Origin of the sequence: Granulicatella sp. WM01, from assembly GCF_004570605.1 — a bacterium.
GTDB lineage: Bacteria > Bacillota > Bacilli > Lactobacillales > Aerococcaceae > WM01.
Map to the genome: position 1 here is coordinate 1 of NZ_SPPB01000033.1, position 21604 is coordinate 21604.

At 32.2% G+C, this 21604-nt stretch carries 29 protein-coding genes; 26 read left to right on the forward strand and 3 right to left on the reverse strand.

Going from position 1 to position 21604, the window contains the following annotated elements; translation table 11 throughout:
* From E4T68_RS05505 to E4T68_RS05515, 3 genes are all read right to left on the reverse strand, one after another.
* On the reverse strand, positions 1-466 hold a 466-nt coding region (locus E4T68_RS05505), incomplete at its 3' end, for a helix-turn-helix transcriptional regulator (RefSeq protein ID WP_135124914.1).
* 344 nt (positions 467-810) lie between these two features.
* Complete coding sequence (locus E4T68_RS05510; protein ID WP_135124916.1) at positions 811-981, reverse strand: tyrosine-type recombinase/integrase; 171 nt, start codon at positions 979-981, stop codon at positions 811-813.
* A 249-nt stretch (positions 982-1230) separates the two neighbouring features.
* Positions 1231-2067: a YitT family protein gene (locus tag E4T68_RS05515; protein WP_135124918.1), complete on the reverse strand. Its 837-nt coding sequence runs from the start codon at positions 2065-2067 to the stop codon at positions 1231-1233.
* 125 nt (positions 2068-2192) lie between these two features.
* On the opposite strand from E4T68_RS05515, the gene comGA reads away from it, so the two are divergent.
* The 26 genes from comGA (at position 2193) to lepB (ending at position 21399) form a co-directional block, all read left to right on the forward strand.
* Positions 2193-3233: a competence type IV pilus ATPase ComGA gene (gene comGA, locus E4T68_RS05520; protein ID WP_135124920.1), complete on the forward strand. Its 1041-nt coding sequence runs from the start codon at positions 2193-2195 to the stop codon at positions 3231-3233.
* Positions 3226-4248, forward strand: a complete 1023-nt coding sequence (comGB, locus tag E4T68_RS05525; protein WP_135124922.1) for a competence type IV pilus assembly protein ComGB — start codon at positions 3226-3228, stop codon at positions 4246-4248. Before comGA ends, comGB begins: the two co-directional genes overlap by 8 nt.
* A gap of 30 nt (positions 4249-4278) precedes the next feature.
* The gene (comGC, locus tag E4T68_RS05530; RefSeq protein WP_135124924.1) at positions 4279-4596 is read left to right on the forward strand and encodes a competence type IV pilus major pilin ComGC; all 318 of its coding nucleotides are present in this window, start codon (positions 4279-4281) and stop codon (positions 4594-4596) included.
* The gene (comGD, locus tag E4T68_RS05535) at positions 4577-5002 is read left to right on the forward strand and encodes a competence type IV pilus minor pilin ComGD (RefSeq protein ID WP_167753830.1); all 426 of its coding nucleotides are present in this window, start codon (positions 4577-4579) and stop codon (positions 5000-5002) included. Before comGC ends, comGD begins: the two co-directional genes overlap by 20 nt.
* Positions 4983-5267, forward strand: coding sequence for a type II secretion system protein (gene comGE, locus E4T68_RS05540; RefSeq protein ID WP_167753831.1), 285 nt, complete (start codon positions 4983-4985; stop codon positions 5265-5267). The genes comGD and comGE overlap by 20 nt, the downstream gene beginning before the upstream one ends.
* A complete protein-coding gene (comGF, locus tag E4T68_RS05545) occupies positions 5224-5688 on the forward strand; it encodes a competence type IV pilus minor pilin ComGF (RefSeq protein WP_135124964.1) in 465 nt (154 codons plus the stop codon). Before comGE ends, comGF begins: the two co-directional genes overlap by 44 nt.
* 142 nt (positions 5689-5830) lie before the next feature.
* Positions 5831-5995 carry a hypothetical protein gene (locus tag E4T68_RS09305; protein ID WP_167753832.1) on the forward strand — a complete coding sequence of 55 codons (165 nt, stop codon included), beginning with the start codon at positions 5831-5833 and terminating at the stop codon, positions 5993-5995.
* 79 nt (positions 5996-6074) lie between these two features.
* A complete protein-coding gene (locus E4T68_RS05550; RefSeq protein WP_135124930.1) occupies positions 6075-6953 on the forward strand; it encodes a S1 RNA-binding domain-containing protein in 879 nt (292 codons plus the stop codon).
* Positions 6940-7857: a site-specific tyrosine recombinase XerD gene (gene xerD / locus E4T68_RS05555; RefSeq protein WP_245175685.1), complete on the forward strand. Its 918-nt coding sequence runs from the start codon at positions 6940-6942 to the stop codon at positions 7855-7857. The genes E4T68_RS05550 and xerD overlap by 14 nt, the downstream gene beginning before the upstream one ends.
* Positions 7854-9026 carry a phosphopentomutase gene (deoB, locus tag E4T68_RS05560; RefSeq protein WP_135124932.1) on the forward strand — a complete coding sequence of 391 codons (1173 nt, stop codon included), beginning with the start codon at positions 7854-7856 and terminating at the stop codon, positions 9024-9026. The genes xerD and deoB overlap by 4 nt, the downstream gene beginning before the upstream one ends.
* Before the next feature lie 86 nt (positions 9027-9112).
* Entirely contained in the window at positions 9113-9937 is an 825-nt protein-coding gene (locus tag E4T68_RS05565; protein WP_135124934.1) for a purine-nucleoside phosphorylase, read from the forward strand.
* A gap of 480 nt (positions 9938-10417) precedes the next feature.
* A complete protein-coding gene (locus E4T68_RS05570; RefSeq protein WP_135124936.1) occupies positions 10418-10846 on the forward strand; it encodes a hypothetical protein in 429 nt (142 codons plus the stop codon).
* Positions 10847-11048: 202 nt separating this feature from the next.
* Positions 11049-11477, forward strand: a complete 429-nt coding sequence (locus tag E4T68_RS05575; protein WP_135124938.1) for a hypothetical protein — start codon at positions 11049-11051, stop codon at positions 11475-11477.
* A 202-nt stretch (positions 11478-11679) separates the two neighbouring features.
* Entirely contained in the window at positions 11680-12108 is a 429-nt protein-coding gene (locus E4T68_RS05580; RefSeq protein WP_135124940.1) for a hypothetical protein, read from the forward strand.
* Positions 12101-13585 (forward strand): alpha/beta hydrolase, encoded by a 1485-nt coding sequence (locus E4T68_RS05585; RefSeq protein ID WP_167753833.1) that lies wholly within the window; start codon positions 12101-12103, stop codon positions 13583-13585. The genes E4T68_RS05580 and E4T68_RS05585 overlap by 8 nt, the downstream gene beginning before the upstream one ends.
* Positions 13585-13908 (forward strand): hypothetical protein, encoded by a 324-nt coding sequence (locus E4T68_RS05590; protein WP_135124944.1) that lies wholly within the window; start codon positions 13585-13587, stop codon positions 13906-13908. Before E4T68_RS05585 ends, E4T68_RS05590 begins: the two co-directional genes overlap by 1 nt.
* Positions 13902-14258 (forward strand): hypothetical protein, encoded by a 357-nt coding sequence (locus E4T68_RS05595; protein ID WP_135124946.1) that lies wholly within the window; start codon positions 13902-13904, stop codon positions 14256-14258. Before E4T68_RS05590 ends, E4T68_RS05595 begins: the two co-directional genes overlap by 7 nt.
* A 510-nt stretch (positions 14259-14768) precedes the next feature.
* The gene (locus E4T68_RS09310; RefSeq protein ID WP_167753834.1) at positions 14769-14939 is read left to right on the forward strand and encodes a hypothetical protein; all 171 of its coding nucleotides are present in this window, start codon (positions 14769-14771) and stop codon (positions 14937-14939) included.
* Between the two features lie 263 nt (positions 14940-15202).
* Positions 15203-15982, forward strand: coding sequence for a segregation/condensation protein A (locus tag E4T68_RS05600; RefSeq protein ID WP_135124948.1), 780 nt, complete (start codon positions 15203-15205; stop codon positions 15980-15982).
* 38 nt (positions 15983-16020) lie between these two features.
* Positions 16021-16602: an SMC-Scp complex subunit ScpB gene (gene scpB, locus E4T68_RS05605; protein ID WP_135124950.1), complete on the forward strand. Its 582-nt coding sequence runs from the start codon at positions 16021-16023 to the stop codon at positions 16600-16602.
* A 6-nt stretch (positions 16603-16608) separates the two neighbouring features.
* Entirely contained in the window at positions 16609-17331 is a 723-nt protein-coding gene (locus tag E4T68_RS05610; RefSeq protein ID WP_135124952.1) for a pseudouridine synthase, read from the forward strand.
* 129 nt (positions 17332-17460) lie between these two features.
* Entirely contained in the window at positions 17461-18303 is an 843-nt protein-coding gene (locus E4T68_RS05615) for a DegV family protein (protein ID WP_135124954.1), read from the forward strand.
* Positions 18304-18311: 8 nt separating this feature from the next.
* Entirely contained in the window at positions 18312-18536 is a 225-nt protein-coding gene (locus E4T68_RS05620) for a YozE family protein (RefSeq protein WP_135124956.1), read from the forward strand.
* A gap of 21 nt (positions 18537-18557) precedes the next feature.
* Positions 18558-19265 (forward strand): purine-nucleoside phosphorylase, encoded by a 708-nt coding sequence (deoD, locus tag E4T68_RS05625; RefSeq protein WP_135124958.1) that lies wholly within the window; start codon positions 18558-18560, stop codon positions 19263-19265.
* A 3-nt stretch (positions 19266-19268) separates the two neighbouring features.
* Positions 19269-20720, forward strand: coding sequence for a S41 family peptidase (locus tag E4T68_RS05630; protein WP_135124960.1), 1452 nt, complete (start codon positions 19269-19271; stop codon positions 20718-20720).
* 16 nt (positions 20721-20736) lie between these two features.
* Complete coding sequence (gene lepB, locus E4T68_RS05635) at positions 20737-21399, forward strand: signal peptidase I (RefSeq protein ID WP_135124962.1); 663 nt, start codon at positions 20737-20739, stop codon at positions 21397-21399.
* The last annotated feature ends 205 nt before the right edge of the window (positions 21400-21604 follow it).

A 21604-nucleotide genomic window follows, 5' to 3' on the forward strand; every position in this document is an offset into this window, starting at 1 on the left:
CGGTACCTGCACTAATCCCACCGTACAAGTCAATATCACCGTATTCAGTAATATTAGTATTATTAGACACATATGATGTTGAACGTTCTTTTATTTCATTTATATTGGTGATATTTGATTTACGGTTCTGTTCTTTTAGTTGTTTTTTCGCAGTGTCTAGCACGACTTGTTGTCTATCTTCATGCAGTTGTGTGGAAGTATCTATGATTGATTGTAGGGTTGATACTTTTGTATCATTATCTATTTTTACGTTATTTGTTGATACTCCCAAAATATATTCTTCACTGACATTAAGAGCTTGTGCAAAAATATTTGTTTTATTTATAGGAAATTGTCTATTTTTGTTAAAGTATCTTGATAAAGATGATTTAGGAATTTTTGTCATAGTAGATAATTTACTAAGACTATACCCTCGTTGCTTATATAGAGATATGATTAAGTCAACAATTTCAGAATTCGATCTCATAAAAAACCTCCATTTCAAGATAAGTATAACATAAATGTTCCCAAAATGAAACTTTTTGATAAAAAAGTGAAATTATTTGTTGACAAACGGGAACGTTTTTGGTACTATATACTCGTGAGGTTAATAAAAAACCTACAAATAAACAAAAAGGAGACAACAAATGTCACGCAGGAGCCTCCATATTTAGAAAATATTTAAACGCTATATAACGTTGAAAATGTTGTTATATAGCGTTTTTTGTGTTTTAGAAAGTATTAAAAAATATTAAAAAGTATTTTTGGGTTGGACAAAATCATAACTCGTCAAAAATTTGTAACGCCATTTTTTCTTCTGTATCTTTCAACTCATCGATTAAATGTAAATATACCTGTTGTGTAATAGCAGTTGATGAATGACCAAGTCGTTTTGATATATAAAATTGATGAACCTTTATACAGTAAAATTGACCCGTGTGTATGTCGTAAAGCGTGAAAGGTAATAGCTTTGATATTTGCTCGTTTGCAGGCTTTTTGCAATGCATGATTAACACCTCCATACTATTAAGCATTGCAAAATCAAGTGAAGATGTGATGAAGGATCTCTTCACTTGATTTTTTATATAGTAAGTATACTTGTTAAATTAAAATGATAATTTTCTAGTTTGACGTTGTGGCAGAGATTGCCTAAATAAAAGCAATACATTTCTTTGATTGGGAAATGTATTGCTTTTATTTTTATCACATGAAAAATAATCTAGATAATAACGTATATTATAAATGACAGCATCAATGTTTGTTAAATGTGAAACCTTCACCTAATACGCTGTGGACATCTGAAATAGTCATAAATGCTGTAGGATCAATTTTATTAACGATACGTGTAAGTTTCAATAATTGGTTGCGTCCAATGACAATAAACAGAATATGTTTTTGAGCTTTAGTGTAATACCCTGTACCACTTAGTATCGTAATGCCACGTGGAATATGTAGAGATATGTGTTCAGCAATGGCTTCATAATGCTCTGAAATAATTGTGACAGATTTTTTGACATTGAATCCTTCTAAAATGTAATCAATTGTTTTAGTTGTAATAGCTAACATAATTAATGTATACACCATTTTTTCAAAACCTATAATAAAAAGTGATGGAACAATGATGAATAAATCTAGGGAGAACAATGACACACTAGTTGGGATATGAAAATATTTTCTTAAAATAAGTGCAATAATATCTAATCCTGCTGTTGAGCCTCCAGCAGATAAAATAATACCTATAGAAATACCAACAAGAACACCTACTACAACTGTAATCAAAATAGGATCTTGGAATGTATATGTCCAAAAGGTCGTAGTCGATAGAAAAAGAGAAGTTATTACAATAGAGTAGATTGTATAGAGTAATGTTTTTTTATCTAAAAATTTAAAGCCAAAAATGAGCAAAATACCATTTAACAGAAAATAAAACAAACTCATAGGAATTCCTGTTAAATAAAATAGCATCATGGATAATCCACTAATACCACCTTGTCCCATTTTATTGGAGATAAGAAAGGTATTAACCGTGAAGGCAAACAGAAAACATCCTAATGTAATAATTGCTAAGGATTGGATTGTTTTTTTCATAAAATACTCCTATTCATAATTTGTATTATAGCATTTTAGCATATTGTCTTATTTTATTCAATGAGATGTTAAAAAATATAAAAAAGAGCGTATATTATAAGTAAAGGATAGAGGGGGGATGCAAAATGATTGAACAATTTGCTGAAAAAATGCTTATGGCAGCATTAGACAAACATATTTCAGATATTCATATTACACCACTTAATACGTCTTATCATATTTATTTTCGCTATTTAGACAAATTAGTGTTGATGAAACGTGTATCATACGAATACGGACAACGCCTAATAGCATATTTTAAATACGGTAGTCGTATGAGCGTAGGAGAAAAACGAAAACCTCAATCAGGAGCTATGCGAATGAGTATTCATGATTGCCATTTTGAAGTGAGGACATCAACAATCAGTAATTTTCTTTCCCAAGAGTCAATGGTCATTAGATTATTGAAAATGAAACGAGAACTGAGTACTTTGCCTCATTTTTTTCCAAAAGAAGTTGAAAAATTGTATCACTTATTACAACGTAAACAAGGATTGATTATTTTTGCTGGTCCGGTTGATTCAGGGAAGACGTCAACTGTACATTATTTATTAAGAAGATTGTACGATGAAAAAGCAACACATATTTTAACATTAGAAGATCCAGTCGAAATTACAGATGATCGTTTCTTACAAACAGAAATTAATGAAGCAGCAGGTATTGATTACGATATTTTAATTAAAGCAAGTTTACGCCATCATCCAGATATTTTAGTCATTGGCGAAATAAGGGATGTCAATACAGCAAAAATGGCAATTCGTGCCACACTAACAGGGCATTTAGTGATTGCTACTATTCATGCTAAAAGTAGTATAGGAGTAGTTGAAAGATTAAAAGACTTATCTATTTCCGATAATCTGATTTATGAAACGCTAACAGGTGTTGTATCACAGCGTCTACTTCCACGATACTGTGCGTTATGTCAAGATGATTGCCAGTTGTTTTGTCAACATATTCCATTTGCCCAAAAACGTTTAGCCTTAACAGATATTGTCAGTATTAAGTACATTCGTCATTATTTCTTAAAAGACTATGCTTTAAATGGATTCAATAAACAATTAAAAAGAGCATACGCTATGCAATTTATTTCAAAACGTTGTTTAGAGGAGTATTGGATTGATGAGTAGGACAAAATGGACTTATAAGACACAAGCATATTTTTTAGTTAAATGTGCAGAATTATTAGCTGAAGGATTTGTCATGGAAGAAGTGCTACAGTTTTTAGAACTTATTATGCCCAAACAAAAAGAGGCGTTAAGGTATGTCACTAAAATGATGAAAATAGGACAAAGGTTTGATCAAACATTGCATAAATTGAATTTTAAACAATCAGTAATTGCTCAAATTTATTTAGCACAAGAAAATGGACAATTTATCCAAGTGCTACACACTTGTGGAAAAGAAATTGAAACACGGCATCATCAATTAAATAAATTAAGACGATTATGTGTGTATCCACTCATATTACTTGCTTTTGTTTTACTATTGTTATTTGGAATAAGGCAATTTTTTTTACCTCAACTTATGCAACTTTCTGAAAAACAAAATGCATTGAGTTCAATAACCGTTATGCTCATTAAAGAATTGCCAAGTATTATTGGTGGAATAATTTTTGGGTTCTTGGGACTTTTTACTAGTATAAAATTAGTTTATAGGCACAAATCTGCACTTGAAAGAGTTGTACTTTTATGTAAAATCAGACCGTTTAGAGAATGGATTAAATTATATTATACAGCGTATTTTAGTCGTGAACTCGCTTACTTTTATGAAAATGGCTATTCTCTATCTCAGATAGTCCACTTACTAAAAAATGGCAATACCTCACTTTTGTTAAAAGATTTTGCTTGTGTGTTGGAATCTTATGCACAAACTGGAAATCAACTTCATGATACATTAAAACATCTGTCATTTTTGAAAGAGGAGATGCTCTATATTGTTCAACATGGTGAAAAAATTAGTCAGCTACCGTTGAAATTGACAGTATTTTCTAAAGATTGTTTCACACGTTTAGAAAAAGATATTGAATTAAAATTAACATTTATACAACCTATCATGTTCTTAATTGTAGGAATAATTGTTGTTTTAGTATATTTAACGTTGATGTTACCTATGTTATCTCTAGTAGATACACTATTATCATAAATGATATTAAAATAAGAAAGGAGAATTTTTATGCAAAAAAGATTAAAAAGTAAACAAGCATTTACATTATTAGAAATGTTAGTTGTTCTATTTATTGTGGCTATTCTAATGTTATTGGTTGTACCTAATATTGGAGCTAAAAGAGAAAGGATTGATAAGCAAGGAACCCAAGCTCTAGCTAGTGTTATTCAAACGCAAGTTGAACTTTATGAACTAGAAAATAAAAATCAATCTGTTTCATTAGATGCACTTGTAGAGGGTGGCTATTTAAGCCATAAACAAGCAGAGGAAGCCTTGGAACGTCACATTAGCATTTCTGGAGATGGTCATGTATCGTATCCAGAATAGACAAGGGTATACATTAATTGAAACTCTAGTTGTCTTATCTATTGTGGTATTATTAGGGATATTTACAATTCAAGTTCCAAAATATGTACGTGAGGAAGTTGAAACAGAACTATTTGTTCAAACCATTAAACAGCAATTGTATTTGGCACAACAGTATGCATTGATTAGTGGACAAGAGGTAACATGTACAATTAATCAACAAAGTGTATTCAGTACAGTTCCACATGCTAAACCCATTTCAGTTCCTGAACATATCCACGTCAATGCAGTAAACTATCGCTTTGCAGCTTTTAGTGGACATGCTATTCAATTTCAAAATGCTATTTTAAAGGACAAGCATTATATGTATATTGTACATGTTCAGTTTGGGAAAGGAGTTTTTTGGATTGAAAAGATTAAAATATAAGCAAGCCTTTATCTTATTAGAGAGTATTTTTGCTTTTACCATAATAAGCAGTGCTATCTTATTGTGTTCACTAACATTAGTACAATTTTATCAACAAGAAAATCAACGATTACAACAAATTGAGGCTTTAAGATTAGCAGATTCTTGTGTCATAGAACAGAAAGAAAAGAAAATTGGACAACAGGTTACTATTTATTATAACTTACAAGAGGTCAGAATATATGAAGACAAAGAAAATCCGATTTATATCTACATGGAAGACTAAACAAGCCTTTACTTTAGTAGAAACTGTTGTGGCATTATTTGTTTTAAGTGTGACTTGTGTTATCGTTTTATCTAGTGTACATACAATAAAAACGTATAGAACGTATGAGGAAAATAGCCATGATATAGCTTGGTATCAGTTTTGTACGGAATTTGAAAATCAAATAAGTCAAGAATATATGGAAAAGGTAGATTTTAATGTATTAATGACAAGGCAAGAAGATAAGTATATTTATTATGAACAGTATAAAAATATGATTCGACGGACAAGTTCAAAAGGAGGTCATGAACCGTTACTCTTAAACGTGCAATCGTGGAACTTATTTCAACATCATGATTACATTATTGTACGTATTAGATTTGAAAACGGGAAAATATATGAACATACAATCTATACTAGACAAATGCTTAAAAAATCATGAGAAAGGGAGCATATTATTAGGTGTGATATCGGTTTTAAGTATTATACTCTTATGTATGAGTATAGGTATAATTGGGTATGCTCACAAAAATAGCGTGTTAATCTTAGAAAAGAGGCATCGTTTAGGAAAAATAATGATTCACATGGTATGGAATAAAATTAAAGAGAATCCACTAAAATATGATAAGCAATATATTTCTTTTAATTTAGGAAACGTGTTTATTGAACATCAACAAAATAAAATGGTATTGACTAGTCAGTTGAAAACTCATGAAATCATAAAGCAAGTATTTATTTTCGAAAAATAATGAGCTATACTATACATAAGACAAGATCATTAGGTTTTATGTATAAATTATGCTAAAATAATGGGAATGGAGGTAAGCAATGGATAATTCAGTATATGGAACAACTATTACCGCAATGATTATAGACGAAAATCAAGAGCAGTATTTTGTTCAAAAAAATGGCGTTACGTATGCTTTAGATAAGAATAAGAATGAGAACAATCAACTTAAAATAGGAGATATGGTTCAAGGGTTTGTTTATGAATCAAGTACAAAAAAAAGACGTATGACAACATGTATTCCTAAAGTACAACAAGGTAAATATGGATGGGGCACAGTAACTCAGGTGCGTAAGGATTTGGGAGTATTTGTTGATATTGGTTTGCCAGATAAAGAAATTGTTGTATCTTTAGATGATTTGCCACAAATAACGTCTTTATGGCCTAAAAAGGAAGATAAACTATTATTAAGTTTAAAAGTAGATAAAAAAGAGAGAATTTGGGGAGAACTAGCCAGCGAAAAAATATTTAGAACAATTGCTAAAAAAGGCAAAGAAAGTAGCCATAATCAAGATGTTGAAGGGATTGCTTTTAGGTTAAAATTAGTAGGGACGTATATTTTGACATCTGACTATCATATTGGATTTATTCATCCTAGTGAACGTGTTGATGAACCAAGGCTAGGGGAGCGTGTCAAGGGAAGAGTTATCGGAGTTAGACCAGACGGAGTGTTGAATATTTCTTTAAGACAACGTGCTCATGAAGCTATAGACGATGATTCACAGATGATTATGGCGTTATTAGAACAGTCTACAACTTACAGTTTGCCGTATTCAGATAAAAGTCAACCAGATGAAATAAAACAATATTTTGGTATTAGTAAAGGACAATTTAAACGTGCTATTGGTAGACTTTTAAAAGAAAAGAAGATTGAACAAAAAAAAGGGAGTATTTATTTAATTCAGCATGATGTTAAATAAATTGGTCATCAAAGATTTTTTGATTGAATTACAAGAAATAGGTTTGGCAAAAAATAGTGTAGACAGCTATCAAATAGATTTAAATCAATATTATCATTTTCTAGTGTCAACATATAAAGTAGAAAAGTGGCATGATGTGACCCAAGATCATATTCGTCATTTTTTAGCTAGTTTATATGATGAGGGAATAAAATCGACAAGTGCAAGTAGAAAGATTTCGGCATTACGAAAATTCCATAAATTTTTAAAAAATGAGGCAGTAACATCGGAAAATCCAATGAGCAGAATAGAGCTGCCTAAAAAAAGAAAAAATTTACCAACTTTTTTATCTGAGGAAGAAATTAATCTGCTATTAGATACACCTGATTGTAGCACTTTAAAAGGTATTAGAGATAAAGCTATTTTGGAAGTGATGTATGCTACTGGAATGCGTGTTTCAGAAGTGTGCGAGTTAAAGATTTCTCAAGTGCATTTGGATACTAAAATGATACATATTATTGGAAAAGGAAACAAAGAAAGAATAGTTATTTTGGGAGAGTTAGCTATTGAAGCTTTGGAAAAATACTATCAATTCGTTCGATTGGAGTATTGCATCGAAACTTCAGGGGATTATGTTTTCTTAAATCGACGAGGGAAACATTTTACACGACAAGGGATTTGGAAATTGTTAAAAGAACTATTAATTCAAGCAGGCATTACTAAGAAAGTTACGCCTCATACTATCCGTCATTCTATAGCGACGCATTTATTAACTAGAGGTATGGATTTGAGGACTGTACAGGAATTATTGGGACATGAACATTTAGTAACAACACAGATTTATACACATTTAGAAAAGAAAAAAATAATGGATGAATACATTATGGCTCATCCTCATGCAAAGAGTAAAGGTGAAGAGATATGAAATTTAAACGTGTACATTTAATTGTAATGGATTCAGTAGGCATTGGAGAAGCACCAGATGCTGATAAATTTGACGATTTAGGTGCGCATACTTTAGGACACATTGCACAGCAAGAAGGATTACATGTGCCTAATATGGCTAAATTAGGCTTAGGTAAAATTGAGCATTTAGAGGGCGTAGACAATATGCTTGAAACACAGGGCTATTTTTCAAAATTACAAGAGGTGTCTGTTGGTAAAGATACCATGACTGGTCATTGGGAAATCATGGGATTACGCATTGATACTCCGTTTAGAACATTTCCTAATGGATTTCCAGAAGAATTATTAGAAAAAATTGAAAACTATACAGGAAGAAAAGTCATTTGTAATTTGCCATATAGTGGAACAAAAGTGATTGATGATTATGGTAAGGAACAAATGGAAACTGGTGCATTAATCGTGTATACTTCTGCTGATCCAGTATTACAAATTGCTGCTCATGAAGACATTATACCATTGGAAGAATTGTATGATATTTGTGAATATGTGAGAAGCATTACTTTAGAAGATCCGTATATGATAGGACGTATTATTGCTAGACCTTATGTTGGTGTACCTGGACAGTTTAAGCGAACAAGCAATCGTCATGATTATGCACTAAGCCCATTTGGAGAAACGACTCTAAATTATTTAGAACAATCTCATTATGATGTTATTGCTATTGGAAAAATTAATGATATTTTCAATGGAGCAGGGATTACTAAAGCTATTCGTACTAAAGATAATATGGACGGAGTAGATAAACTGTTAGATGTAATGGCATCTGATTTTACCGGATTAAGTTTTTTAAATTTAGTAGACTTTGATGCCTTATATGGACATCGTCGAGATACTAAAGGATATAAAGAAGCTTTGGAAGCATTTGATAATCGTTTGCCTGAAATTATTGAACATTTGGCAGAAGATGATTTATTAATAATTACGGCTGATCATGGGAATGATCCAACTTTCAAAGGAACTGATCATACAAGAGAGTATGTGCCAATTCTTGTATATTCTAAACAATTTACGCAATCAAAAGCATTACATTCAGGTGGGCATTTTGCAGATATTGCGGCAACGATTTCAGAAAATTTCTCTGTTGAAAAAACAGATCAAGGAAATAGTTTTTTAAATCAGCTTATTTAGTAAATTAAAGTAATGCTTAAATAACAAAATGTGCTATGTAATAGGTAATTGAATAAAGATATATAAATGAAACAATGGAGGATAAAATGGTTTTAGTGTATAGACAAAAAATTAAAGAGGCAGCACAATTTTTAGAAAGCAAAGGGATTGCAAATCCTGAATGTGCATTAATTTTAGGTTCTGGGTTAGGAGAATTGGCTCAAGAAGTAGAGCAAGCTATTGAAGTGAGTTATTCGGATATACCCCATTTTCCAGTGTCTACAGTTGAAGGGCATTCTAATGAGCTTGTATTCGGTACTTTGAGTGGGAAAAAAGTTATTGTAATGAAAGGTAGATTTCATTATTATGAAGGATATAGCTTAGATTCTATTACATTTCCTATTCGAGTATTTAAAGAATTAGGTATTCAGTCAGTGTTTTTAACGAATGCTGCAGGTGGAGTAAACGAGAGTTTTAAACCTGGAACATTAATGATGATTACAGATCACATTAATTATGCAGGCCCTAATCCTTTAATTGGTGAAAATGATGATGAAATAGGGCCACGTTTCCCTGATATGACACAAGTGTATCATAAAGCATATCAAGAAACGATTAAAAAAGCAGCTAAAGAAGTTGGTATAGATTTAAAAGAAGGCGTATATACATGGTACTCTGGTCCGTCTTATGAAACACCGGCAGAAATTAGAATGTTTAGAGTGTTAGGAACAGATGCTATTGGTATGTCAACTGTTCCAGAGGCAATTGTAGCTAATCATGCTGGAATGAAAGTTATGGGAATTTCTTGCATTACCAATTTAGCTGCTGGAATGAGTGGAGAAACATTGAGCCATGCTGAAGTTGTGGAAGTGACACAAAGGGTGAAACATTCCTTTAAATGTTTAGTGAAAAAAACATTGGAATTAGTTTAAGAAAAGTAGTTTATTTATGTAAAATGGATTGAGAAAAAATCTAAAGAAAACAGGTACCACATTGGAATAATCGTATAGTGTTGATATGGTAAGATTTCAAACTTTATGATGTGCAATACAAAAGTACTTTTCTGAATGTATAAAATCGTGTTGGTAAACTATTTTTGTTTATCAACACGATTATTTTGTATATAAAAAGTAAAAAAACTTATAAATTGTAAGTTGATAAATCTTTTTTACAATGATTAGTTTATTTTTGTGATAGTATAATTTCAAAAGTTATTTATCACTTTGTATAGAAGAATTAGTTATCTATAAGAGTTAACAAAATAGAGGGGGATTTTTAACATCAGAAAGTTATATCTATATGGTGCAACTTTTTGTGAAAAATGTGTAAACATATGATTGAATTCTAATGTGTATATGATATACTAATCATAAATAAGTCTATATTGGTAATAAGGACATTTAGGAGAGCATATGAAAAAGAAAAACTGGTTAATGATGATAGGGATAATATGTTTAATAGGAGGTGGAGTTATGGTGAGTCAATGGCAAAGTGAACAGTTTTCATTAAACGGAACAACACAAAAAAGTCCAAAAGAAAAACAGTTGGAATATTTAAAAGCACATGAACAAGAGATGTTTGAGTATGTGCACAAGAGATTTCCAAAAATAGATAGTGTACAGTGGGATTGGGATACATTGCGTGTAGGTGGTGTTAGTAATGGTCTATTTATAACGAGTTATAATTTGGCAATTAGAGGAAAGTTCAACCATATAGAAGATACATGGATAGGTATTGATTTTCATTTAGAAAAAGAAACAGATATACCGAATATAAAAAAAATGGGTATGTTAAACAATCCAAGTATTTTAACACCTGAGGGTTGGAGACCTTATGAGTAATTTAGAAAACTTTGATAATTTATATGCGAATTTAGTGCAAAGCGCATGTAAAGATAGATGTTATGGATTTTTAGGGTTAAGATAGAAATTTTTGTTAAAAACATATCAAAATTATATTTAAATCTAGGATTGTTTTTTTACGAGTAAAATATACTAATCACGAATAAGGCTATACTGGTATTAAGGACATTTAGGAGAGCATATGAAAAAGAAAAACTGGTTAATGATGATAGGGATAATATGTTTAATAGGAGGTGGCGTTATGGTGAGTCAGTGGCAAAGTGAACAGTTTTCATTAAACGGAACAATACAAAACAGTCCAAAAGAAAAACAGTTGGAATATTTAAAAGCACATGAACAAGAGATGTTTGAGTATGTACATAAGAGATTTCCAAAGATAGAGAGTGTACAGTGGGATTGGAGTACATTGCGTGTAGGTGGTGTTAGTAATGGTCTATTTATAACGAGTTATAATTTGGCAATTAGAGGAAAGTTCAACCATATAGAAGATACATGGATAGGTATTGATTTTCATTTAGAAAAAGAAACAGATATGCCGAATATAGATAAAAAGGGGATGAATCATGATCCAAGCATTTTGAAAGAAGGGATTTGGATACCGTATGAGTAATTTAGAAACCTTTAATAATTTATATGCGAATTTGGTTTAAAACGCATGTAAAGATAGATGTTATGGATTTTTTAGGGTTAAGATAGAAAAATTTGTTAAAAATATATCAAAATTATATTTAAATCTAGGATTGTTTTTTGCGAGTAAAATATACTAATCACGAATAAGGCTATACTGGTATCAAGGACATTTAGGAGAGCATATGAAAAAGAAAAACTGGTTAATGATTGTAGGGATAATATGTTTAATAGGAGGTGGAGTTATGGTGAGTCAGTGGCAAAGCGAACAGTTTTCATTAAATGGAACAACACAAAAAAGTCCAAAAGAAAAACAGTTGGAATATTTAAAAGCACATGAACAAGAGATATTAGAAAAAGTAAAAGAGTGGTATCCCAAGATAGAGAGTGTACAGTGGGATTGGGATACATTGCGTGTAGGTGGTGTTAGTAATGGTCTATTTATAACGAGTTATAATTTGGCAATACAAGGTAAATTTAACTATTTACATACTACCTGGATAAGTGTAGATTTTTATTTAGAAAAAGAAACGGAAATTCCTAGTGTAGAAAAAATGGGAATGAACCATGATCCAAGTATTTTTAGAGATGGAGGGTGGTGGATATATGAGTAATTTAGAAACCTTTGATAATTTATATGCGAATTTAGCACAAAGCGCGTATGTGGATAGACCGTATAACTTTCCAGATATATTACCAAATATAGATAATAAATTATTAGACTATTCTGTCGATGGAAGCGGAAAAGACGGTGACACTACATTCGGTGGGCAACATTTAAAAAATAACGGTGTTGTGTATTTACAATCCGATTCTACTCAACAAGCTGGGCAAAATTCAACGTCAAAACATAGAAAAAGTGTGTTAGTTGATGAGAAAGAGGGATTTCAATCCTATTTTTTGACGGATACACCTACATTGAATTTGGAAACAAAGGATGCATATTTGTCTATTAGGGGAAGTGACGGGTTTTCATCGGATACTATAAATGATTGGGTATGGAATAATGCAATGTTCACATTGTTTGATGATTATATTCCACAAGCCAAATTAGCCAACACAGCCATAGATGTGAAATTGGGTGAGTTGGGAAGAAATGCTCCAAAAGCGAAACTGCATATAACGGGGCATTCTTTAGGTTCTATTGTTAGTGTGCAATCTCTAGCAAAATTAACGGATGAGAATTTGGATAAAATTGGAGAAGTTGTTGTATTTCAAGGTCCAGACACAATGGCTAGCTTAAAAAAGATGAAGTTGTCTAAAGATAAAATTGCAAAAATAAGTCAAAAAGTAACTTATTATGTGAATCCTTTTGATCTTGTGTCTATGTTTAATCGTCACACACCTCTTGATGAACAAGTTGGACGTGTAAATGTCATTATTCCAAAACATTTTACATCAACCTTTGATAATCTTAGTTCTCACGATTTTGGGGAGTTTCAAATAGATAGTTATGGTAATGTTCTTGTAGCCAGTGAAGATTTTCATCCAGAATATTTAAGAGCAGGAGAAAAGGTGGCAGAATTACTCAATAAATTTAAAAAAGCTAATGTCGGTGGCAAAATAAGGCGTGCGTTTTCATTTATGAAAGAGTATCAATCTATTATTGAAGAAACAAGGCAACAAAGTATACAATGGAACATAGATAATATTCCTAAATTACAACAGAGTATTGGAGAAACACACGGTGCAAAGCAACTTATCTTACGCTCACAGCTTTTATTTTCGACAGGTCAATTGGCAATGCTAGAAACCGAAAATTTTGTTAATGATTTCAAGCGCCACATTAAAAACTACAAAGAACAGATTTATCAAATTATTCAAGATATGAATAGACAAGCTCATGCCGTGGCGCATTTTCTGTCGCATGCACAAGTGCATGCAATTTTGGAATGTGTGCAAGTTCCAAATTTTTGGAATGAGGATATTGAAGCAATGACAGTGAAAGAATTAGATGATTATAAACTAAGGATAGACCAGTTTTCAGAAGCGTTGTTTAAATCTATTGAACACCTAGAAGCCTTAGATAAAGAACAAGGAGCCAATTTTGAACAAGTTATGGGGAGTGTACAAGAAAGGTGGGCAAAATAATGGATTTTATTGATATTGATAGTTTGACAAATTATCAGGTACAGTTGGAAAAATTTATTAAGTTTATGCAACAACAAGAACACACACTACTTTACAGCATTATTAATGCTAGAACCAATTATATTAGTCAATTACAAACAGAACTGGAACAATTACTAGTGAGTGGTAGGCAAACATCTCATGAGAATACAAAACATAAATTTATTAACAATATGCAGAAAGGATTTAGTGGGAAGGCTGCACAAGCAGCAGAACAAACGCTACAAAGTATGCCCGAACTGCAATTAAAAACACCTATAAAAAAAGAGGTTAGGATATGTTGAGGTTGGAAAACGAATACTATGAGCTTGAGCAAGAGTATCATGAGAAAAAGAAACGTTATCAAACAAGTCAAGATACATTGCATCATTTTCAAAAACAAGTTAACGTAAAAACAGAAGAATTTGTGAAGTATATACAGCATATTTATAAGGAAGATACTACACAACAATCACGGCAGTATGTTAATCAATTATTAGACACTTTAGATTATGTTAATAAAGAGTATAGGCAACAAATAGAAGTTTTAGACAATGAACTCATGAAGTTGAAAAAAGACTATATCAATAAGCAAGAGGATATAGCTAGACAGCAGCAAGAAAGCAAGAGTAGAAATGATAGTGGTATGCGATAAGAGTGCATACCGTTTTTTGTGTTTTGGATATATGTTTATGAAGAAAATGGAAAGAATAGTGCCAAGGTATAGAGGAACATCTTATACTAGTAAACTATTTCTTGCTATGTGAAAATATAAATAGATTGCATTAACATAAAAAAACGTATCCTGTTGATGAACATCATATTTTTCAACAGAACTATTGCTCTAAAATGTAAAGTGCATTCTAACTGATTAAAACATAAGTTAAAAAAATTTTCCATATAAATATGAAGCAAATGACTGAAGTTTTATAACTTCTTTCCTTGCATCACATGCTACACATTAATTTTTTAGAGAAACTATATGTACTTGAGTCGCTAAATAATATGCTATTTTTATAGCTGTTGTAAATAGGCAGACTAGTACGGCTTTTGCACTGAACATTGATTTTTTATACATGTTGCTAAATAGGAATAGGTCATTTGATGTAGGCTAGGCACTTGACGTGTGAATTGTGTATAGGTGCTATTGTGCAACAGTAAATTTTTGGAGGTTAAAAGTTCTAAACGTGCGTATCGTTTAGCAACAAACAACGTGGCAATCGGTTGGGTGTTAGAACAAGATATTGTTGAAGCATGGCAAATTTTGGAACAAGCACCAAAAGAAAGTACACAATTCACATTAGGTGAAAAAACGTATAAAATTGAAGAACTGTAAAGAACCCCTAGCCTTTGGCTAGGGGATTTTTTATTTGTCCATAATTTTGTCCATTTAAAAAAATTTACAGTTAATTATATTTGGTCATACTACGCATTACAAAGCCATTCTTAACACATTTTTTACTATATTTCACTAAAAAAATCCCTATGTAACATTTTTTGTCGTTCAGGGTATATTTTTAGTTGAACAACATGCTGAATTTGACAAAAGCCTATTTTTTCGTGTACTCTATATGCAGTAAAAAAGGAAGGCATTGAGGTATGGAGAAGGGAAAGGAATTGTTAATTAAGTTGGACGATTTTGAAGGTCCACTAGATTTATTGTTACATTTGATTAAAGAAACAAAAATGGATATACAAGAAGTTCCAATGTTGATTATTGTTGAGCAATATTTACAATTTATTCACTCGATGTCTATTATGCAGTTAGATATTGCAGGAGAGTATTTAGTTATGGCGGCTACCTTGCTTGAAATAAAGAGTCGTTTGTTGCTGCCTAGAGTTGATGTGGTAGAATTTGATGAGATGTATGAGGAAGATGAAAATTTAGAGGAAGAACTAGTACGGCAATTGATTGAATATCAGCAATTTAAAGAAGTTGCACAAGTGTTAAAAGAAAAAGAAGACGAACGAGGACAATATTTTACAAAAGAACCTAGTAATTTAGAAACTTTGCAAGATAGTGTGCCACTGAAAGTTGGTGAAGTGCATTTAGATGATGTGATTCAAGCATTTAAAAAAATGTTTCAAAAACAACTTGAGCGTCAACCTATTCAAGCTAAAATTGAAATGGACGTTATTTCTGTTGAACAAACTATGCAGATGATTGTAGACAAGTTGAAAAATTGTACGGAAAAGATTTCTATTTTTGAGTTTGTTGATTCTAAACCAACATTAATTGCAACGTTTTTGGCGATATTAGAGTTAGCAAAATCAAAAAAAATAGTATTTGAACAAAGTGTACTAGGTGGCGATATTTTAATTGCACAGGGAGAAGCTATTCATCAAGATATAGATGTCACATTAACAAGTGGAGTGTAGTGAAAAATTTGATATAACATAATAAATGAGGTAAAAACATGAGTATTTTAGGAGAAATTGAGAGTCTTTTGTTTGTTTCGGGTGATGAGGGGCTTTTATTAGCAGATCTTGTGGCATTAACTAGACAAGAATTATCTTTAGTCGAGGAAGCTATCCAAGAATTACAACAGAAATATAGTGATGATGAACATTCAGGGCTTGCTTTAGTGTCTTTTGCTGGTCGGTATCAGTTAGTGACGAAAGGTAAATATGCAGAAAGTATTCGACAATATGCAATTTCTCCGTTTGCTACAAAATTATCGCAGGCAGCTTTAGAAACTTTGGCAATTATCGCTTATAAACAACCCTTAACAAGAGCACAAATTGATACAATCAGGGGAGTTCAATCAAGTGGAACGTTACAAAAATTACAATTGCGTGATTTGATTGAATCAAAAGGGAGAGAAAACAGTCCGGGAAAACCTATTTTGTATGGAACAACAGACTATTTTATGAATTATTTTGGTATTACAGACATGAATCAGTTGCCAGATATAAGTAATTTAATGGAAAACAATCAGGAAGACATACAAGATTTATTTAATCAACGCTATGCACAATTATCAGAAAGTGAGGAGTAGTGAAAATTGGAAAGATTACAAAAAGTTATGGCACATGCAGGTGTTGCTTCTCGTCGTAAATGTGAAGAATTGATAGTGAATGGTAAAGTTTATGTCAATGGGATCTGCATTAGAGAATTAGGTGCTAAAGTTAGCCCAAATGATAAAATAGAAGTTAATGGTGTCCCATTGTATAAAGAGACTCTAGTTTATTATCTGTTTCATAAACCAGCAGGAGTGATTTCGGCTGTTAGTGATGATAAAAACAGACGTGTTGTTGTTGATTATTTTCCCCATGTTAGTGAGCGTATTTATCCTGTTGGTCGTTTAGATTATGATACAACTGGTTTGTTGCTATTAACAAATGATGGTGAATTAGCACAATTATTGATGCATCCTAAATATCATGTAGACAAAACTTATGTGGCTAAAGTAAAAGGTATCCCTAATGACAAACAAATAAAGCAGTTGCGTTATGGTGTTAAAATTGATGGGAAGATGACTTCTCCAGCTAAAGTAACGGTATTATCTACTGATTATGATAAAGGCACATCACGAATAGAATTAACTATTCATGAGGGGTGGAATCATCAAGTAAAAAAAATGTTGATGGGTGTTGGATTACCTGTAATGAAATTAAAACGAGAACGATTCGGCTTTTTAACTTTGGAAAATTTAGCTGCTGGACAATGGCGAGCGCTGAAAAAGAACGAAGTCAGCAAATTAAGACAAGAGGCTTTACGAAAATAATGAAAAGAAGATTGTATGAACATATACAGTCTTTTTTGTTATAAGAATAGCACTTTTTTTTGAAATTTGGTATAATCTAAGTGTCTATGATATGATCATGGGATAAATTGGTAATGATAGGAGATTAGTATGAAAAATGTTAGAATTGTGACGGATTCCCTTGCAAACCTAACTGAAGAAGAAATCAAAACATATCATATTGATGTGGCATACTTAAACATATTGGTAGATAATCAATCCTATGTTGAAAATGATCCGGCTATGGCTAAAGACAGATTTTATCAAGTGTTGTCGCAAGCAAAGACGTTGCCAAAAACAAGTCAACCGTCTATTGGGACTTTTTTAGATATTTTTGATTCTTATGAGGAAGGAACAGAAATTATTTCAATTCATGTTGCTTCTACGTTAAGTGGGACAGTAGATGCTGCTAGACAAGCCGGAAATATGTCAAAAAATTCGGTGACTGTAATAGAATGTGGTATGGCAGATCGAGCTCAAGCCTATCAAGTCATTGAGGCTGCTAAATTGGCACAATCTGGAGCAAACAAAGAGGAAATTTTAGCACATATTCAGCATGTTAGAGAGAATACGCAACTTTATATTTGTGTTTTTTCATTGGATAATTTAGTAAAAGGTGGACGTGTGAGCCGTGCAAAAGGCTTATTATCTAGCCTATTAAATATTAAAGTGATTTTTGAAGTAAAAAATGGTGAATTATTACCCTTACAAAAAGGACGAGGTGCTAAGGCGATTCAGTCATTTATGGACGAAACAGTATATCCAGATCTTGAAATTAGCCAAATTGAGCAATGTTCATTGTCTTATGTAAAAGAAACAGAGTTCATTCACGCACAAATTCAGCGTTTATCACAAATGTTGCCTAAAGAAAAACTTCATATAGGGTATACAATTCCAACTGTGGCCATTCACACAGGTGAGGGTGCGTTTGCGATAATTTATTATAAAAAATAGGAGAGTATATGTATCGATCGTTTTATCAGTTTATTTTAACTTATGTAGATCCGTATAAAAAGGATATGCATACATGCTTTGCTAATGTTGTATCGGAGGATATAGGTTTTCCGAAACACTCTGATCAATATGATGAGATTGTTAATTATATTGAATTAACAGATATTTACAGCCAATATATTCAAAACTTTGATGAATTATGGGAAGTTTACAAAGAATTGTGTACAAAGTAAAAGAAAGAAGAGGTAGAGAAAATGAGTGTACATATTGCAGCAAAACCAGGAGAAATTGCAGAAATCGTGTTATTACCGGGAGATCCGTTACGTGCAAAATTTATTGCAGAAACATTTTTAGAAGATGTGGTGCAATATAATACCATTAGAAACATGTTTGGATATACTGGAACATATAAAGGCACACGTATTTCAGTACAAGGAACAGGAATGGGCATACCGTCTATTATGATTTACGCTAATGAATTGATTACACAATATGGAGTCAAAACATTAATTAGAATTGGTTCAGCAGGTGCAATGAATACAGATGTTAAAATTAGAGATATTGTCTTAGGGCAAGGTGCAAGCACAGATTCAAGCATTTTTAAACATATTTTTGCAGATCAAGTGAGTTTTTCAGCAGTGTCTAATTTTGAATTATTAGACAAGGCATATCATACTGCTAAACGTTTAGGACATCATAATTTACATGTTGGGAACATTTTATCTGCAGATAGATTTTATGATGCAGAGATGAATAAAGGAAAATTAGCAGACTATGGTGTGTTAGCTGTTGAAATGGAAGCAGCAGGATTATATGCTTTAGGTGCACAGCACGGTGTTAAAACATTGGCAATGGTAACGATTAGTGACCATTTAATTACAGGAGAAGAAACCACTGCACAAGAAAGAGAACAAACATTTACAGCAATGATGGAAATTGCACTTGAAACAGTGGTGGGGTAGATTATGTTAAAAAATAAAAAAATGATTACTTTTTCTGTAAGTTCATTTTTAGGAATGATTGCTTTAACGATTATCCTTAGTGTTGGGTTAACGTATGGTGTTATACAAGAGAAAATAGATATGAATTATTCCGATGAAACTTCATCTACGCAATCAGCATTACCTAGTCGATTAGTCAAAGGGTTATCTAAAAGTTATGAATTAATGAAAAAGGTCTACATTGGTGAACTAGATGAAGACACGTTGATTGACGGAGCGTTATCAGGTTTTGTATCTGCTGCTGGAGATAAATATACGGCATATTTGAATGAAAAAGAATGGGAAAGTTTACAGCAATCAACAGACGGTGAATTTGAAGGCGTTGGTATAGAGATTGAAAAATCAGGGGATTATATTAGAATTGTTAGTCCATACGATAATACGCCAGCATCTAAAGCAGGACTAAGAGCAGATGATTTAATTATTGGAGTAGACGGAGAAGATATTGCCGGAAAATCAGTAAATGAATTAGCTATGAAAGTTCGTGGGAAAAAAGGAACCTCGGTAAGTTTGAAAATTAGACGCGGATCTAGTGAATTTGATGTTACTCTTGTCCGTGATTCCATTCCGTTAAATAGTGTGACGCATAGATTAGATGATGCCAATAAACACATCGGGATTATCCGCATTTCTTCATTTGCCAAAACAACTTATGATGAATTGGTTGAAGCCATTACGGCATTAAGAAAAGAGGGAGCAACATCTTTTGTCATTGATGTGAGATCTAACCCAGGAGGGTTACTTAATTCAGTAGAGCAGATTGCAAATATGTTTGTTGAAACAGGACAAGTACTATACCAAATGGATAACAAAAAAGATGGTATTCAAAAAAGTGTAGCCAACAGTTCACTTGGAACGTTTAAAGTGACTGAGCCAGTTATAGTATTAGTCAATAACGGAAGTGCGAGTGCAGCAGAAATTTTCGCAGCAGCTTTATCAGAAAATAACCGTGCGACATTAGTCGGAACAAAGACATTTGGTAAAGGAACAGCTCAATCTATTTTTCCACTGACTGATAGTACAGGAATTAAAATTACATATTCCAAATGGTTGACACCAAATGGAGAATGGATTCATGAAAAAGGTATTGAGCCACAAGAAGTTGTTGAATTACCAGAATATGCCACGTATAATCGTGTGTCTTTAAGCAGTTCAGAGGGAACTAAGTTGGAAGAGAATATGCAAGATGTGTTAAATCTTCAAAGAGTTCTAAATACATTGGATTATCCGGTTTATTTGACTGGAATGATTGATGAACAAACGCAAGCAGCTATCAAAACTTTACAATCTAGTCAACAATTAGAGGTTACAGGAGCATTAAATGAACAAACGGCTGATGTATTAAATCATTTATTAGCAGAAAAAGTTAAAGGAAATGATACACAGCTCAAAAAAGCACTTGAATTAGCTAAATAATAGTGAGGTGAAATGAATGGCTAGACGCTATAAACAAACTGAACAGAAGAAAAGTTTGTTAAAAGAAGTATTGCAGTATATCATGTTGATTGTTGTCACTTTATCACTTAGCTTTCTGCTCAAATTATATGTGATTGACGGTGTTTCTGTTGTGGGACGTTCAATGTCACCGACTTTAAAAGACGGACAAAATTTGTTTATGTATCGGCTAGGAGATATTAATCGTTTTGATGTGGTTATTTTAAAATCTCCGGACTATACTTTTGATGAAAAAGGACATCAGAAAGTATATGTCAAACGTGTGATTGGTATGCCCGGCGATACATTAGAATATCGCAACGATAAGTTAATTATCAATGGTACTGTTTATGAAGAAAAATATTTAGATGCAGCACGTCAAGAGTTAGGATATGATAATAAATTAATGCAAGATAAAACACTTGAAGAGATGTTAAGACAAGTAAGGGCGAATTACCCAAATCTTCCTCCAGAAAATACAACATTGACACAAGTTGATGGAAAAATGGTTATTCCAGAAGGTTATTACTTAGTATTAGGAGATAATCGCTTGAACTCTCATGATGGCGATGATTTTGGTTTAGCAAGTCGCAGTTTAATTGAGGGGAAAGCTGTTTTACGGTGGTGGCCTTTAAATGACTTTGGTATTGCACCATTCTAATTAAAAACAGTTAAATCGTGTTGGCGTTGCCAACACGATTCAGATTGTTGACAATATAATAAAAAAAGCACATCACATTTTTAAAATAGAAAAAATGTGATGTGCTTTTATATTAAACCTATATAGAGTAGCAAAAGTACTGTTTAAAAGAAAAAAACAATACTGTTTGTGTAGTATTGTTGCCAGTTTTTTCATATTTTGGGTA